This window comes from Kitasatospora sp. NBC_00458, assembly GCF_036013975.1.
Classification (GTDB): domain Bacteria; phylum Actinomycetota; class Actinomycetes; order Streptomycetales; family Streptomycetaceae; genus Kitasatospora.
This window is the reverse complement of record NZ_CP107904.1, coordinates 7,925,007-7,940,486: the sequence shown is the minus strand read 5'-3', so window position 1 is coordinate 7,940,486 and position 15,480 is coordinate 7,925,007. Positions and strand designations below refer to the sequence as shown.

At 72.9% G+C, this 15,480-nt stretch carries 12 protein-coding genes; 8 read left to right on the top strand and 4 right to left on the bottom strand.

What is annotated here, in order from left to right; translation table 11 throughout:
* Window positions 1–50 precede the first annotated feature (50 nt).
* The 6 genes from OG550_RS32415 (at window position 51) to OG550_RS32390 (ending at window position 8,325) form a co-directional block, all read left to right on the top strand.
* Window positions 51–1,196 (top strand): hypothetical protein, encoded by a 1,146-nt coding sequence (locus OG550_RS32415; protein WP_327683597.1) that lies wholly within the window; start codon window positions 51–53, stop codon window positions 1,194–1,196.
* Window positions 1,197–1,367: 171 nt separating this feature from the next.
* On the top strand, window positions 1,368–2,795 hold the full coding sequence (locus OG550_RS32410) for a pyridoxal phosphate-dependent decarboxylase family protein (protein WP_327683595.1): 1,428 nt from the start codon (window positions 1,368–1,370) through the stop codon (window positions 2,793–2,795).
* A gap of 158 nt (window positions 2,796–2,953) precedes the next feature.
* Window positions 2,954–4,417 carry a GNAT family N-acetyltransferase gene (locus OG550_RS32405; protein ID WP_327683593.1) on the top strand — a complete coding sequence of 488 codons (1,464 nt, stop codon included), beginning with the start codon at window positions 2,954–2,956 and terminating at the stop codon, window positions 4,415–4,417.
* A 472-nt stretch (window positions 4,418–4,889) separates the two neighbouring features.
* Window positions 4,890–6,152: a MurT ligase domain-containing protein gene (locus OG550_RS32400; protein WP_327683592.1), complete on the top strand. Its 1,263-nt coding sequence runs from the start codon at window positions 4,890–4,892 to the stop codon at window positions 6,150–6,152.
* A 58-nt stretch (window positions 6,153–6,210) separates the two neighbouring features.
* On the top strand, window positions 6,211–6,939 hold the full coding sequence (locus OG550_RS32395; protein ID WP_327683590.1) for a type 1 glutamine amidotransferase: 729 nt from the start codon (window positions 6,211–6,213) through the stop codon (window positions 6,937–6,939).
* A 360-nt stretch (window positions 6,940–7,299) separates the two neighbouring features.
* Window positions 7,300–8,325 carry a 6-phosphofructokinase gene (locus OG550_RS32390; RefSeq protein WP_327683589.1) on the top strand — a complete coding sequence of 342 codons (1,026 nt, stop codon included), beginning with the start codon at window positions 7,300–7,302 and terminating at the stop codon, window positions 8,323–8,325.
* Between the two features lie 92 nt (window positions 8,326–8,417).
* Here the strand turns inward: OG550_RS32390 and melC2 are convergent, their stop codons facing one another.
* Window positions 8,418–9,245 carry a tyrosinase MelC2 gene (gene melC2 / locus OG550_RS32385; RefSeq protein WP_327683588.1) on the bottom strand — a complete coding sequence of 276 codons (828 nt, stop codon included), beginning with the start codon at window positions 9,243–9,245 and terminating at the stop codon, window positions 8,418–8,420.
* Between the two features lie 48 nt (window positions 9,246–9,293).
* Window positions 9,294–9,704, bottom strand: a complete 411-nt coding sequence (gene melC1, locus OG550_RS32380) for an apotyrosinase chaperone MelC1 (RefSeq protein WP_327683586.1) — start codon at window positions 9,702–9,704, stop codon at window positions 9,294–9,296.
* Window positions 9,705–10,023: 319 nt separating this feature from the next.
* On the opposite strand from melC1, the gene OG550_RS32375 reads away from it, so the two are divergent.
* The gene (locus tag OG550_RS32375; RefSeq protein WP_327683584.1) at window positions 10,024–11,019 is read left to right on the top strand and encodes a 2-hydroxyacid dehydrogenase; all 996 of its coding nucleotides are present in this window, start codon (window positions 10,024–10,026) and stop codon (window positions 11,017–11,019) included.
* 43 nt (window positions 11,020–11,062) lie between these two features.
* Here OG550_RS32375 and OG550_RS32370 read toward each other — a convergent pair whose 3' ends face one another.
* The gene (locus tag OG550_RS32370) at window positions 11,063–12,763 is read right to left on the bottom strand and encodes a TROVE domain-containing protein (RefSeq protein WP_327683582.1); all 1,701 of its coding nucleotides are present in this window, start codon (window positions 12,761–12,763) and stop codon (window positions 11,063–11,065) included.
* 304 nt (window positions 12,764–13,067) lie between these two features.
* Entirely contained in the window at window positions 13,068–13,991 is a 924-nt protein-coding gene (locus tag OG550_RS32365) for a LysR family transcriptional regulator (protein WP_327683580.1), read from the bottom strand.
* Between the two features lie 218 nt (window positions 13,992–14,209).
* On the opposite strand from OG550_RS32365, the gene OG550_RS32360 reads away from it, so the two are divergent.
* Window positions 14,210–15,433 (top strand): cytochrome ubiquinol oxidase subunit I, encoded by a 1,224-nt coding sequence (locus tag OG550_RS32360; RefSeq protein ID WP_327683578.1) that lies wholly within the window; start codon window positions 14,210–14,212, stop codon window positions 15,431–15,433.
* Window positions 15,434–15,480: the final 47 nt, after the last annotated feature.

Genomic DNA, 15,480 nt, shown 5'->3' with positions numbered 1-15,480 from the left:
TCAGGATGGGGAGCGACCCGTCCGTCTCGATCCGCCGGGGGATCTCCGCCATGCAACCGCGAGCCTTCGCGATTCTCACCGCCCTGCTGCTGGGGGTCCTGGGCCTGGGGTCGGTGGCCGTCACCGACTGGACCCCCGACCAGGCCGCCGCGGTGGCCGGACCGGCCGCACCGGGGAGCACCGGCGCGAACACCGCGGGCGGCACGGCCGGCGCCGCGCCCGCCGGGTCCGCGCAGCCCGCCGCGAGCGCCACCCCGACCGGGGACCCGGCGGTGTGGACCCGTTCGACGCTGCGCAACAAGCTGATGGCCGAGATGGAGTCCACCGACCCCGGCGTCGCGCTGGCGGACCTCGACCGGATCACCAAGCAGCTGCCGTACACCGTGCGGTTCTGCCACCCGATCGCGCACGAGCTCGGGCACGCGGCGGTCAAGCGGTTCAACGCCGACTTCCAGAAGGTCATCTCCTTCCCGCACGAGACCTGCGCCGCCGGCTACCTGCACGGCGCGGTCGAGGAGATGCTGAACGCCTCCGCCCAGCCCGAGACGGACCTGCTCAAGCTGTGCGCGCCCAAGAACAGCGGCCCGTGCATCCACGGCGTCGGCCACGGCACCATGTTCGTCGCCAAGCAGGACGTGGCCAAGGCGCGCGACCTGTGCAACAAGTTCACCACCGACCAGAACCGGATCCGCTGCTCGGAGGGCCTGTTCATGCAGCTCTTCGGACCGGACGAGGAGGACGAGAAGGCGAAGGCGAACCTGCCGGCCGACAAGCTCGCCCAGGACCCGCTCTACCCGTGCAAGGAGCAGCCGTCGCTGTTCCAGTCGGCCTGCTTCTTCTACGCGCCGACCTTCTACCTCTCCTCGCACGACTACCCGAACCACCCCGAGGTGTACGCCGAGGCCCTGAAGTGGTGCCTCAACGGCAAGGCCAGCGGCGGTTCGGTGGACTGCAGCCGCGGCGTCGGCTCGCGCACCATGAAGTACAACCTGGACCGCGAGGACTGGGCGGCCCAGCAGTGCGCCACCGCCGCCGACGCCTCGCAGCGCAAGGCCTGCGCGGAGGGCCTGGTCAGTTACTACACGGTCAACTACACGGACGCGGGCGCCGCCGGCCGGCTCTGCGCCAAGATCACCAACCCGGAGATGCAGGGCTACTGCCGCTCCGCGGGCGGGCTGTCCTCCTCGCTGGACTGACCGGACCGGCCGGACCGGCCCCGTTCCATCCCGTCCGGCCCCGTCCGGCCCCGTCCGGGGAGTGGGCCCGCGCCGCACGGCGCGGGCCTTTCTCGTACGATCGGCCCCCTGATCCCAGGTGCGCCGAGGACGCCGCGCCACCAGGCCTCCTCCCCCTGCTGGAGCACCACCGTGACCGCCGAGGACTTCCGCGCCGCCGCCCACACCGCCGCCGACCTGGTCGCCGACCACCTGGCCGGACTCACCGGCCGCCCCGTCTGGCAGCCGATGGACGACGGCGCCCGCCGCGCCCTGCTGGACGCGCCGCTGCCGGCCGACGGCCGCCCCATGGCCGAGCTGCTGGCGGCCGTCGGCCGCGACGTGCTGCCGTACCCGATGGGCAACGGCCACCCGCGGTTCTTCGGCTGGGTCAACTCCGCCCCCGCCCCGGCCGGCGTGCTCGCCGCCTTCGCCGCCGCCGCGATGAACCCGAGCTCGGCCGGCGGCGACCACGCCGACGTCCACCTCGAACGCGCCGTGGTCCGCTGGATCGCCGAGCTGGTCGGCTTCCCGCACCCGGCCGGCGGCGGGCTGCTCACCTCCGGCACCTCGATGGCGACCATCGTCTGCCTGGCCGCGGCCCGCAACCGCGCCGCCCGCGAGGCCGGCTGGGACGTCCGCGAGGACGGCCTGGCCGGCATGCCGCCGCTGGTCGGCTACGTCACCGGCGAGACCCACTCCTGCGTCCGCAAGGCCGCCGAGCTGCTGGGCCTCGGCAGCCGGCACCTGCGCACGGTGGCCACCGGTCCGGACGGCCTGCTGGACACCGCCGACCTGCGGGCCGCCGTCGCCCGCGACCGGGCCGCCGGGCTGCTGCCCTTCCTGGTGGTGGCGTCCGCCGGAACGGTCGGCACCGGAGCGGTCGACCCCTTCGAACCGATCGCCGACCTCTGCGCCGAGGAGCGGCTCTGGCTGCACGTGGACGGCGCGTACGGGGCGTTCGGCGTCCTCGACCCGGTGATCGCGCACCGCTACGCGGGGCTGGAGCGGGCCGACTCGCTCGCCCTGGACCCGCACAAGTGGCTCGGCGTCCCGGTCGACTGCGGCTGCGCGCTGGTCCGCGACACCGAGGAGCTGCGCTCCGCCTTCAGCCTCGTCCCCTCCTACCTGCGGGACGAGGCGGCCGGCGATCTGGGCTGGTTCTCCGAGTACGGCACCGAGCAGACCCGCCCGTTCCGCGCGCTCAAGGTGTGGGCGACCATCGCCCACCGGGGCCGCGACGGCCTCGCCGAGGACATCGCCCGGTGCACCGCACTGGCCCGCCGGCTCGGCGAACTGGTCGCGGCGGACGAGGAGTTCGAGCTGCTGGCGGAGGTCCGGACATCGATCGTGGCGTTCCGCCTCCGGCCGCCGGGCCTGGACGAGGAGGCGGTCGACGCGCTCAACCGCCGGCTGCCGGTCGCCGTCCAGCGGCGCGGCCGGGTCTTCGTCACCGGCGCCCGCCTCGGCGAGCGCGAGATGCTCCGCGCCTGCCTCCTCAACGCGGCCACCACCGAGGCGGACCTCGAACTCCTGCTCGCCGAGGTGAAGGCCGCCGCCGCCGAACAGACCGCCCCCTGAACCGGACGCCCTGAACCGGCCCTTCGGAGGCGGCCACCGCGTGGCGCGGGCGGTCCGCCCGCCCGCCGGGCGCCCCGTGAGGCCGTCGGCCGACACCATTAACCGTCAGGTCACGGGGGATTCGTGATCGTGAAACACCGAAGCGGCAGATTGATGGCATGGAGCACACGGAGCAGCTGACGACCGAGACCGCCCAGAACCGGACCCCGACCCCCTCCCGTGCCCAGCGGCGCGGCGCCCGCACCCACCGCTGGCGCCGCGACTCCGTCGAACTCGCCGCCGTCTTCCTCTCGGTGACCGCCGCCGACCTGGTCGCCAAGCTCGTGGTGCACGGGCCGGAGGGCCCGGTGGTGCTCGCGGCCTCCGCGGTCGCCCTGCTGGCCACGGCGCTGTTCCACACCTGGTGGTCGCACCGCCACCAGCTGCACGGCCCACCCGCGCCGGACGCGCCCCCGCCCCCGCGGACCGCGGCCGGAGCAGGCGGCGGTACGGGCCGCGGTACGGGCGGGGCGTCGGCGGAGGAGCCGCTGAAGGGCCCGCTGCACGCCTTCGAGGAGACCGCGCTCTGGCGGGTCCGCACCACGGTGCAGGACTCTCCCGGCAGTCTGGCCCGGGTCTGCACGGCGTTCGCCGAACGGCAGGTGAACATCGTCTCGATGCAGTCCCACCCGCTGCCGGCGGGCGCCGTCGACGAGTTCTTCGTCCGGGCGCCGCGCTCGCTCGGCCGGACCGAGCTGGCCGCCCTGGTGGCGGCGGCCGGCGGGCACGACATCTGGACCGACCCGGCGGACGCGCACGACCTGGTGGACGTCCCCACCCACGTGCTGGCGCTGGCCACCCGGACCGCGCTGGACGCCGCCGAGCTGCCGATCGCGCTGCGGCAGCTGTTCGGGCAGTGCAGCATCCGGCAGTTCCCGGGCGCGGCCGAGCGGTCCGCCGCCGGGGTGGACGGGCACGTGATGCGGCTGCCCGTGCCGTCCGGGGACCTGATCGAGCTCACCCGGCCGCACCTGCCGTTCACCCCGACCGAGTTCGCCCGGGCCCAGGCCCTGGTGGAGCTGGACACCCTGCTCGGCCCCCGGGTGCCGGACGTCCGGGCCCGGCTGACGGTGCCGACCGGGGCCGACGTGACCGTGCGGCGCGCGGACGCCGAGGACAAGGAGGCGGCGCTGGCGATGCACCGCCGCTGCTCCCCCGACACCCTGCGCAAGCGGTACCACGGCCCGGTCCGGGACGCCGACCGGTACCTGAACCACCTGCTGGACCCGCGGCACGGCCAGACGCTGGCGGTGGAGGCCTCCGACGGGCGGATCGTCGCCCTCGGGCACCTGATGTGGGACGACGACAGCGCCGAGGTGGCCGTGCTGGTCGAGGACGCCTGGCAGCGGCGGGGGCTGGGCCTCGACCTGATGCGGCGGATGTCGGCGCTGGCGCTGGAGGCCGGTGTGGAGACGGTGTACGCCGTCACGCAGTCCTCCAACACCGGCCTGATCGCCACCATGCGCAAGCTGGCGGCGCCGCTGGACTACCAGGTCGACGAGGGCACCCTGGTGATCACCGCGCACCTCGCGGAGGCCGCCGAGGAGCTCCCGGTGCCGTGGCAGACCCGGCCGGGCCGGTAGGTCCGCCCTCCCGGGCCGCCCGGGGCCTGCCGGACCTCCCGGACCTCCCGGACCTTCCCGGACCCTGCCGGGCGCCCGACGCCGGAGCCGGCTTCCGGGCTGTGCACCCAGCGTCCACGGGGTAATCGGAAGGTCATTTCTTCACCACATCCTCACCAAGGGCCACACCCGCCCCGGGCCGGACGGCACCCCCGCCGTCCGGCCCGGGGCGGGTGCGCCCGGACGGCGCGCGCCCGGGAACCGGCGGGCGCCGGATCCGCGTCCCCGACGGCGAACGGCCCCTCCGTACACCGCCGGTCATGACGCCGCGTCAGGCCCTCCCGGACCGGTCCCCCGGAGCCGTCGCAGCAGGCGGCGTGGGGTCCGGAGCACCGAGCCGGGCGGCGGAGTCGGTAGGCTGATCCCGTCCCCGCCGCCCCACGGCCCGTTGTCCGGTCCTGGGCGGTGCCGCAGCAAGGAGGAACCACTGAGCATGGCAGGCACCGAATCGGAGCCCACAGGCGCACGCGACGCCTCGCTGCCCGCCCGCGCCAAGATCGCGGTCACGGCCGGCAAGGTGGCCGCCGCCCTCTCCCAGAAGGCGGGCCGAGGCAGCGGCTCGGTGATCGGCGGCAAGATCGCGCTGAGGCTCGACCCCGATCTGCTCGCCACCCTCGCCGACCACCTCGACGTGGTCCTGGTCAGCGCCACCAACGGCAAGACCACCACCACCCGGCTGATCGCCGAGGCCCTGCGCGCCGCTGGCCCGGTCGTCTCCAACGCGCTGGGCGCCAACATGCCGGCCGGCATCACCTCCGCCCTGGCCGGGGGCTCGGAAGCCCGCTTCGGCGTGATCGAGGTGGACGAGAAGTACCTGGCCGGAGTCGCCCGGGACACCCACCCCAAGGCCATCGCGCTGCTCAACCTCTCCCGCGACCAGCTCGACCGCGCCGCCGAGACCCGGATGATGGCCGAGAAGTGGCGCGAGGGCCTGCAGGACACCGAGGCCGTGGTGATCGCCAACGCGGACGACCCGCTGGTGACCTGGGCCGCGTCCTCCTGCAAGAAGGTGGTCTGGGTGGCCGCCGGACAGGCGTGGAAGGAGGACGCCTGGTCCTGCCCCGCCTGCGGCGGTGTGATGCAGCGCCCCGGCGACGACTGGTTCTGCCAGGAGTGCGGCTTCCGCCGGCCCAACCCGCACTGGGCGCTCCAGGGCACCCACGTGATCGACCCGCAGCGCGGCGCCTGGCCGATCCGGCTCCAGCTGCCCGGCCGGGCCAACCTCGCCAACGCCACCAGCTCGGCCGCCGTCGCCGCCGTCTTCGGCGTCTCGCCGCAGGTCGCGCTGGAGCGGATGCAGTCCGTCACCGCCGTCGCCGGCCGCTACGACGTGGTCCAGTACCAGGGCCGCGACATAAGGCTGCTGCTGGCCAAGAACCCGGCCGGCTGGCTGGAGACCTTCTCGCTGATCGACGGCCCGCCGACGCCGGTCATCCTGTCCGTCAACGCGCTGGACGCGGACGGCACCGACACCTCCTGGCTCTGGGACGTCGACTACGAGCGCCTCGCCGGGCACCCGGTGTTCGTGATGGGCCAGCGCAAGCTGGACCTGGCCGTCCGCCTGGAGGTCGCCGGGCTGCAGTTCCACGTGGTGGACTCGCTGGAGCAGGCCGTCCGGATGGCCCCGCCCGGCCGGATCGAGGCGATCGCCAACTACACCGCCTTCCAGCAGCTGCGGAAGGTCGTGGCCGGCTGATGCCGGTCCAGCTCCAGCAGCCCACAGCACGCACGTCACGCACGGAAGGCCTTCGAGGATGAGTGAGAGCAGCCTGCGCGTGGTCTGGGTCTACCCGGACCTGCTCAGCACCTACGGCGACCGGGGCAACGCCCTGGTCGTGGAGCGCCGGGCCCGCCAGCGCCACCTCAACGTGACCCGGATCGACGTCCGCTCCGACCAGGCGGTCCCCACCAGCGGGGACATCTACCTGATCGGCGGCGGCGAGGACCGCCCGCAGCGACTGGCCGCCGAGCGGCTGCGCAACGACAGCGGGCTGGTCCGGGCCTCCGAGAACGGCGCGATCATCTTCGCCGTCTGCGCCGGCTACCAGATCCTGGGCCACGAGTTCGTCAACGACCTCGGACAGCGCGAGCCGGGCCTCGGCCTGCTGGACGTCTGGACCGCCCGCGGCGAGGGCGCCCGGTGCGTCGGCGACGTGCTCGCCGACGTGGACCCGCGGCTCGGCCTGCCGCAGCTGACCGGGTTCGAGAACCACCAGGGCGTCACCCACCTCGGCCAGGGCGTCCAGCCGCTGGCCCGGGTCACCGCCGGCCGGGGCAACGGCACCGGCGACGGCACCGAGGGCGCCTGGCGGGACACCGTCTTCGGCACCTACCTGCACGGCCCCGTGATGGCGCGGAACCCCGCCGTCGCGGACATGCTGATCAAGCTGGCACTGGACGTCAACGCCCTGCCGCCGGCCGACACCACCTGGTACGACGCGCTGCGCGCCGAGCGCATCGCGGCCACTTCGCGCCCCGCGTAGTACGCCCGCGGTCCGTTCGCCCCGGACCGGGTGCCCGCCATGCGGGCACCCGGTCCACAGGCGGGCCCGGACGTACGACAATGGGGCCGCCGGCTGCACACCCTCCTCGGCAGCAGGCTGCACTTCCGCGCGGGGGCGCCGACGGCGCCGCTCCCGCGTCGGCTCCTGCCCGGCCGGACGCAGGAGCCGTATGCTCGACATTCGCGGCCGGTTTCGGATGTTCTGTCCGGATCGGCCGGTCCTTCACCCGACGGCCACCTCCACGTCGACCCGGCGTGGGAGGCGGTCGCTACGGTGGCGGTTCGTCGTCCCAGCCTGTAGTCCGGCCGTTCCTCGGTTCTGCTCGGGAGTTGCAAAGCAATGCGTATTGGAGTGCTGACCAGCGGCGGTGACTGCCCCGGCCTGAACGCCGTGATCCGATCCGTGGTCCACCGGGGGGTGGTCGACCACGGCGACGAGATCATCGGGTTCGAGGACGGCTGGCGCGGTTTCCTTGAGGGCCACCACCGTCCCCTGACCCTCGACTCGGTGAGCGGCATCCTCGCCCAGGGCGGTACGATCCTCGGTTCCTCGCGGGTCCAGCCCAGCCACCTGCGCGACGGCGTCGAGCGCGCCAAGCAGTACTGCGCGGACCTCGGCCTGGACGCGGTGATCCCGATCGGCGGCGAGGGCACCCTGAAGGCCGCCAAGCTGATGAGCGACGCCGGCCTGCCGATCGTGGGCGTGCCGAAGACCATCGACAACGACATCGCCTGCACCGACGTCACCTTCGGCTTCGACACCGCCGTCTCGGTCGCCACCGAGGCGCTGGACCGGCTGAAGACCACCGCGGAGTCGCACCAGCGCGTCATGGTGGTCGAGGTCATGGGCCGGCACACCGGCTGGATCGCGCTCAACGCGGGCATGGCCGCCGGCGCCCACGCGATCGTCGTCCCGGAGCGCCCGTTCCACATCGACAAGCTCACCGCCGTCGTCCGCGAGCGCTTCGACCGGCAGAAGAAGTTCGCCATCGTGGTCTGCGCCGAGGGCGCCAAGCCCGAGGCCGGCACCATGCACTGGGAGGAGGGCAGCAAGGACATCTACGGCCACGAGCGGTTCACCGGGATCGCCACGCAGCTCTCCCGCGAGCTGGAGCACCGGCTCGGCAAGGAGGCCCGCCCGGTCATCCTCGGCCACACCCAGCGCGGCGGCACGCCGACCGCCTACGACCGGGTGCTCGCCACCCGCTTCGGCTGGCACGCGATCGAGGCCGTGCACAAGGGCGCGTTCGGGCACATCACCGCGCTGCAGGGCACCAACATCAACCTGGTGCCGCTGGGCGAGGCCGTCGCCGAGCTGAAGACCGTCCCGGCCGACCGCTACCTGGAGGCGGAGACGGTCATCTGACCGCTCCGCGCGAGACCGGTGCCCCGGCCCCCGAGTGCGCACTCGGGGGCCGGGGCCGTTCCGTTCCCGGCAGCTGCCCTGCCGGGGGCGGCTCAGAAGCCGGTGTCGTAGGTGTACAGGCCGCTGTGGTCGAGCAGGTCGGCCGGCCTGATGTTGTTCCACGGCTTCATGGTCTCGTTCAGGTCGACCACGTCGGGCGTACCGGCCGTCGGCAGGTAGGTCGCCGAGGGGTGGCGCTTCTGCCACTCCGACCAGAGCTTGTCCACGAAGCAGTGGTGCAGCCAGAAGACCGGGTCGTTGGGCGACACGCCGGTGGCCATCTGGCCGCCCACCCAGACGTGCACCCGGTTGTGCAGGTTGACCCCGCGCCAGCCCTCCAGGTTGTTGCGGAAGCCGGACGAGGAGCTGTTCCACGGCGCGGCGTCGTAGGTGGTGATGGCGAGGACCGACTCGGCGTCGGCCCGGGTCGGGAGCTGGGCCACCCCGGTGCCGAGCTGGCGCCGCAGGTAGGTCCGGGAGTCGGTGTTGACGTTGAGCGGCCAGTTGCCGGTGGAGAAGGCGAACGCGCCGGTGGTCACCCGGTTGTCGCCGCTCCGACCGTTGCCGCCCAGGAAGTCCGCGTCCCAGAGGGACGAGGTGGTCGAGCGGTCGGCCGTCCAGTCCCAGTACGGGAGGGTCACGCTCGGGTCGATGGCCTGCAGCGCCCGCTCGAACTGGAGCAGGTACTGGCGGTGCCACGGCAGGAAGGACGGCGAGCGGTGGCCCGTCCGCTCGCCGTTGTCCACGTCGCTGACGATGAACTGGTTGTGGGTGGTGACGAACGGGTCGTAGCCGCCGGACGCCTTGAGCGCGATCACGGCGTTGACGAAGGCCCGCTTCTCCTGGGCCGTCAGGGTCGCCTGGTTCTTGCGGACTGCCATGAGTCCCCCCTCGGTGGTGGTGGTGTGCGGTTCGGGTGGCGGACGAACTCAGGCGGTCACGATCGGGACGAGCGTGGCGCCCTGGAGGTCGCTCACGGCGGCCCGGGCGAGCGCACGCGGCGTCGCGAAGGTCTGGTAGTGGTTGACGACGCTGATCCACGTGCCGTCGGCGTTGCGCATCATGTGCAGCTCGTCGCCGTCGATCCGCACCTCGTAGCCGGTTCCGGTGCCGGCGCCGCCGTGCTGGTGGCCGCCGCCGGTGACCGGACGGCCCTGGATGCGGCGCCCCTGGAAGACCTCGTCGAAGGTGTCGGACGCACCGGGGTCGGCGGCGGTCGCCGAGCCGCCCGGGCCGGCCACCCCGATCACGACGGTGCCGGCGGCGACCGTCAGCGCGGCCGCGGCCCCCTGCAGCATCCGGCGGCGGGTGAGCTCCGACGCATGGGTCTCTTCGGACATGGTGATACCCCCTCAGGTGCCCGTCACTGTTGTTAGGGCACCGTTCACGAACGATTGTTTAATCGTTAATCAGAGGCGATTTCTTGATCGCACTCCCTGTTTCGATGCTCGCAAGCCTTTTTGACCTAGGGAACAGCCACTCGGCGGGGGTACGAATGGTTGCGCACGAATCCAGTCATATTTCGGCGGCCGCCGAACGGACGCCGATCCGGAACAGGCCTCCACCGGCGGGCCGCGCGCTGCGACGCCCGTCACGTCCGGCTAGCGTGGCCGGTGGACCGGGCCACCGGATCAGGACCACCCGGGAAGGAAGCAGCCGATGAAGATCCTCGCGTACGGCGTCCAGGCGGACGAGCGACCGCTGCTGGAGGAGGCGTTCGCGGACCGGCACGAACTGCGCTGCCTCGACGTGTTCCTCAACCGCGACACCGCCCCGCTGGCCGCCGGGCACCCGGCCGTGAGCAGCAGCGTCAACGCCGAACTCGACGCCGAGACGCTCGCCCTGCTCGCCGCCGGCGGGACCAGGCTGGTCGCGCAGCGCTCCACCGGCTTCAACAACATCGACCTGGAGGCGGCCGCCGAGCTGGGCCTGACCATCGCCCGGGTCTCCTTCTACAGCCCCTACGCGGTGGCCGAGCACGCCTGGACACTGGCCCTCGCCGTCAACCGGCGGCTCACCCGGGCCGCGAGCCGCTCGCGCGAGTTCGACTTCCGCCTCGACGGCCTGCTCGGCCGCGACATCCACGGCATGACCGTCGGCGTCATCGGCACCGGCAAGATCGGCGAGTGCTTCGCCCGGATCGCGCACGGCTTCGGCACCGAGCTGCTCGGCTGGGACATCGCGGAGAACCCCGCCTGCCGCGACCTCGGCATGACCTACACCGAACTCCCCGAACTCCTCGCCCGCGCCGACCTGGTCAGCCTGCACGTCCCGCTGCTGCCCGCCACCCACCACCTGATCGACGCCGCCGCGCTGGCCCGGATGAAGGACGACGCCATCCTGGTCAACTCCAGCCGCGGCGGACTGGTGGACAGCGCGGCCCTGGTCGAGACGCTGCGGGCCGGCCGGCTCTCCGGCGTCGGCCTGGACGTGTACGAGGAGGAGACCGGCGTCTTCTTCACCGACCGCTCGATCCACGGCATCACCGACGACACCCTCGCCCGCCTGGTCACCTTCCCCCAGGTGCTGGTCACCTCACACCAGGCCTACTTCACCCGCACCGCGGTCGGCCAGATCATCGAGGCCACCGTCCGCAACGTCGACGACTTCGCCGCCGGACGCCGCAGCGGGAACACCCTCGTCCCGCGCGGCTGACCCCGGGCACGGACTGCGCCGGCGGGGCATGAGGGCCGGGGCCTCAGCCGACGGGCGGTGGTTCCCAGGGCCACTGCTCGGTCCCGCCCGCCTCAAGCAGCGGTACCAGTCGGAAGGCGGCGTCGGACAGGCCACCGAAGACGTGCCGCTTCGGGGCCGGCGGTGCGTGGCCGGTGCGGTAGCCGCACAGGTTCCAGGTGTAGACCGGGACGTCGGGCGGGACGGGGGCGAACGGGTCGAGCGGCCCGAAGTGGCCGGGCTGCTCGTCGGTGATCACCACGACGCGGTGGTGGCCGTCGAAGTGCCGGGCGACGGCACCGGCCGTGTCGGTGCCGCCCATGTCGTGGAAGCGCCCCACGGTGGCGAGCAGCGAATCGTCCGGCGCCACCTGAACCGGCAGGCTGCCGGTGCCGAACTCGACCAGGTCGGCCTGTTCGGCGCGCAGCGCGAGCGCGCTGCCGAACACCGCCGCAGCATCGGCCCGGGTCAGTTCGGTACGGCCCTCCGGCACGCCGAACATCGAACCCGAGCGGTCCACCAGAACCAGCGTACGACCGGGCAGGCGCGGGACGTTGGCGAGCGAGTGACCGAGCGCCGCCTCCAGCGCGGCCGCCCAGCGCGGGCCGGGCGCGGCCCGGTGCGCGGCGAGGAAGCGGAACGGGAACTGGCGGGAGCGGGCGACCTGCGTCGGATCGGCGATCCGGGCCGCGACCAGCGCCGCCGACGCGTCGTCGATCGAGGCGTGGTCGAAGTTTCGAAGGTTGCGTACCAGCGCCATCGCCCCCATGGACGGGATCACCGCCTCCCAGGCTGCAGCGTCCAGCGGACCCTGCAGCCAGCCCGCGAGCGCCTCCCAGGTCATCCCGGCGGCAGCCAGCCGATCGGCCGCGTCGGGGGCGGCGAGCACGGCCCGGCGTTCGGCGACCGGAAGCAGGGCCAGCCGCTGCCGGGCCGCCAGTACGGATTCGCCACAGGGCGGTACGGCCTGCTGCGGGCGGTGCCGCCGGTCCAGGACGTATCGGAACAACTCGCCCTGCCAGGGGCGGTCGCGGGCCGGGGCGGGGTGGGTGAGCTCCAGTACGTCGGCGAACCGGAAGGCGTGTGACGGCGTGTCGTACTTCAGCACGGCGCGCGAGGTGTAGAGCCGGCGGACCGCGTCGCCGAGGCCGCGGCGGACCGGCTGGGGCAGCCGGCGGCCGTGCCTGGCCGTCCAGAGTGCGAGGAAGTCACCCGGCTCGTCCGGGCGTTGGAGTACCGCGTCGACGGCCTGCCGGGAGTAGCCGGAAGCCTTCGCCTCGGCCCGGGCCCGGGCGAACTCGACGGCGCCGGCCACGGCGGCGGAGCGGATCTGCGCCTCGCCGCGCAGCCAGCGCAGCAGGCCGAGCGTCCAGAGCGGATCCTCCAGAGCGAAGCGGCGGACCAGCGTGGTGAAGCGCTCCTCGCGATCGGTGGCGCTCTCGTAGAAGCTGTGCTGCCCGGAGAAGTGCGTCACGGCCAGCACGAACAGGTCGGTACGCGGGTCGCGCTGCCAACCGGCGCCGCCCTGGTGGTTGGTGGGCCAGGCGCTGGTCAGGGCCGAGGGTTCGGGAGCGGTCGCATGTGCGTACGCCGGCCGCGGGGCGATCGGCCACCTGCCCCGGACCGCCAACTGCCCGCTCGCGCCGGCGGCGAAGAGTTCCGGTGTCTCGGTGCGGATCTCCGCCCTGGTGGCGGCTTTGATGCGCTGACGATTGAACCGGGTCATACAGGAAGTCCCCCTGGCGGGCATGCGGAAGAGGCCGGATGACGGCACGTCGAGAAAACGCCCCCCGTGATCAGAAGCAGGTGCCGGTGTGAGGTAGTCAGAGAAGTAACCGGAGGACCCAGCGCATCGGGAGGCGTCGATGCACAACGTAGACCGGCTGGGATGCGTTGTCACTTGAATTACCGTCCGGCCGGAGGGCACCGAACACCGACGCCCGCAGCCGTCGACGGATGCCGACGTCGACGCCCGAAAGACCGGAATCGACTCGGGCTCCCACGGCGCCGGCATCCGTCACCCGCACGCCCTAGTTCCCGCCGGCGGCTCGGCCGGGGCCCGGTCGGCGGTGCGTCATGAGCGGCCTGCTGACGGTGAACTCCCGGAAGTGGCGGGCCGCTTCGGAATGGTAGGCGGCCCGGTGCCACACCAGGTTCAGCACCCGGTGGCAGTTCGGCGCCGCCATCCGCACCCAGGCCACCGGGACATGGGTGTCGGTGCCGGCCAGCCGGGACATCGCCGGGATGAGGCCTATTCCCAGACCACTGCTGATCATGTCCTGGCTCGCCCCCGGCTCGTCGCTCTCGCAGGACAGCCGCGGGGTGAGCCCCTCGGCGGCGAACAGCCGGTCCAGCAGGGCGCGTTGCCAGTGGCCCCGGCGGGTGGTGACGAACGGCTCCTCGGCGATCTCGGCGATCGTCACGCTCTCCCGGCCGTCCAGCCGGTGCCCGCGCGGGACGGCCAGCAGCACCTCCTCGCGCAGCAGCTCGACGGACTCCAGGTCCGAACCGGCCAGCGGCTGCGAGGCCATGCAGAAGTCCACCTCCCCGGCGCGTAGTTGGCGGTCCATCTCGTCCACGGTCGACTGGAAGAGCCGCACCTCGGCGCCCGGGAAGGCGGTCCGGAAGCCGCCCATCAGATGGGTGATGGTCAGCAGTGTCTCGGAGGCGACGCCGACCCGGCCGAGCCCGGTCTCCCGGGCCTCGCGCAGCGCCCGGCGCCCGTCGTCGAGCTCGCTCAGCGCCCGGTCGACGTGGCGCAGGAACACCGCACCGTACTGGTTGAGCCGGATCCGCCGGCCCCGCCGGTCGAAGAGCGGCGAGCCCAGCTCGGCCTCCAGCCGGGCGATGGTGCGGCTGAGCGAGGGCTGGGCGACGTTCAGCTCCTCGGCGGCGCGGCTGATGTGCTCGATACGCGCGACGGCCTGGAAGTAGCGCAGCTGCAGCAAATCCACGGTTCACCTCTGTTCATGCCTGACGTGTTATCACCACATAGCAAAACCGGTCTTGGAAGGCATGAGCAATTCACGCCTAACGTCCTGGGTGGGGCTCGTCGCCCCGGGTGGCGGGCGGAGCGCCCGCCACCCGTACCCACGAGGCGAGGACCCCGCCGCCCTCTCCCCTCCTCCGTCCACCGACCCGGAGGCACACCGCCCCCCAGGAAGGTCTCATCATGAGCGCTGCGGACCTGGCCCGACTCCAGTTCGCGGCCACCACCAGCGTGCACTGGCTGTTCGTGATCCTCACCATGGGGCTGGTCCCCCTCGTGGCGGTCATGCACACCCGGGCCGCGTACACCCGGGAGCCCGCCGTCCGCGCGGTCCGGGAACGCATGACTCGCTTCTGGGGCCAGCTCTACGTCATCAACTACGCGGTCGGCATCGTGACCGGCCTCGTCATGGAGTTCCAGTTCGGACTCAGCTGGAGCGGACTGAGCAGGTTCGCCGGGAACGTCTTCGGCGCCCCGCTGGCGCTGGAGACCCTCATCGCCTTCTTCGCCGAGTCCACCTTCCTCGGCATGTGGATCTTCGGCTGGGGCCGGCTGCGCCGCGGCGTGCACGTCGCGCTGATCTGGCTGGTCGCCCTCACCGCGTACGCCTCGGCGTTCTGGATCCTGATCGCCAACGGCTTCCTCCAGCACCCGGTCGGCTACGAGGTGCGCGACGGCGTCGCCCACCTGACCGACTTCGGCGCGCTGCTGACCAACCCCAACGCCCTGGTGGCCCTCGCGCACATCGCGCTCGCCGCGCTCACCACCGGCGGCGTGTTCGTCGCCGGCATCAGCGCCTGGCACTTCGCCAAGGGCACCCGGGAGACCGCGCTGTTCCGCAGCTCGCTGCGGCTGGGCGTCTGGGTGGGCATGCTGTCCTCGTTCTTCGTCATCATCGTCGGCAACCTGCAGCTGCCCGTGATCGAGCGGACCCAGCCGACGAAGGCAGCCCTGCTGGACGGCGGCGGCTGGGTGAAGAACTCCATGGACCTCATGACGATCCTCGGCAACACGGTGTCGACCATCACGTTCGTCGCCGCCTTCCTGCTGCTGAAGGACGTGCTGGTGCGCAAACGCTGGCTCGCCTACTCCATGACCGCGATGATCCCGCTGCCCTTCATCGCCTCCGTCGGCGGCTGGGTGGTGCGCGAGATGGGGCGCCAGCCATGGCTCGTCTACGGGGAGTTGACCGTCGAGGACGCGCTCTCGAAGGTCGGCCGGGGATCCCTGCTGGTGTCCTGCACGGTGTTCATCGCCCTCTTCGCCGCCCTCGCGGTGACCAACTGGACGCTGATCACCCGCTTCGCCCGCCTCGGTCCGGACGGCGCCCAGCTCGGCGGCGGGCCCGGCGACGGCCTCGGCGGCGGGCTCCGCGCCGACGAGAAGCCGCCGGTCCCGGCCTTCTGAGCCGGGCCCCGGCCCCGGCGCCGCAATGAACTCCCCTCACATGACGG

Excerpts from the sequence above, each read along its gene's own strand:
- OG550_RS32415 (WP_327683597.1), top strand. The coding sequence starts at position 51 with ATGCAACCGCGAGCCTTCGCGATTCTCACCGCCCTGCTGCTGGGGGTC.
- OG550_RS32405 (WP_327683593.1), top strand. The coding sequence starts at position 2,954 with ATGGAGCACACGGAGCAGCTGACGACCGAGACCGCCCAGAACCGGACC.
- OG550_RS32400 (WP_327683592.1), top strand. The coding sequence starts at position 4,890 with ATGGCAGGCACCGAATCGGAGCCCACAGGCGCACGCGACGCCTCGCTG.
- OG550_RS32395 (WP_327683590.1), top strand. The coding sequence starts at position 6,211 with ATGAGTGAGAGCAGCCTGCGCGTGGTCTGGGTCTACCCGGACCTGCTC.
- OG550_RS32390 (WP_327683589.1), top strand. The coding sequence starts at position 7,300 with ATGCGTATTGGAGTGCTGACCAGCGGCGGTGACTGCCCCGGCCTGAAC.
- melC2 (WP_327683588.1), bottom strand. The coding sequence starts at position 9,245 with ATGGCAGTCCGCAAGAACCAGGCGACCCTGACGGCCCAGGAGAAGCGG.
- melC1 (WP_327683586.1), bottom strand. The coding sequence starts at position 9,704 with ATGTCCGAAGAGACCCATGCGTCGGAGCTCACCCGCCGCCGGATGCTG.
- OG550_RS32375 (WP_327683584.1), top strand. The coding sequence starts at position 10,024 with ATGAAGATCCTCGCGTACGGCGTCCAGGCGGACGAGCGACCGCTGCTG.
- OG550_RS32370 (WP_327683582.1), bottom strand. The coding sequence starts at position 12,763 with ATGACCCGGTTCAATCGTCAGCGCATCAAAGCCGCCACCAGGGCGGAG.
- OG550_RS32360 (WP_327683578.1), top strand. The coding sequence starts at position 14,210 with ATGAGCGCTGCGGACCTGGCCCGACTCCAGTTCGCGGCCACCACCAGC.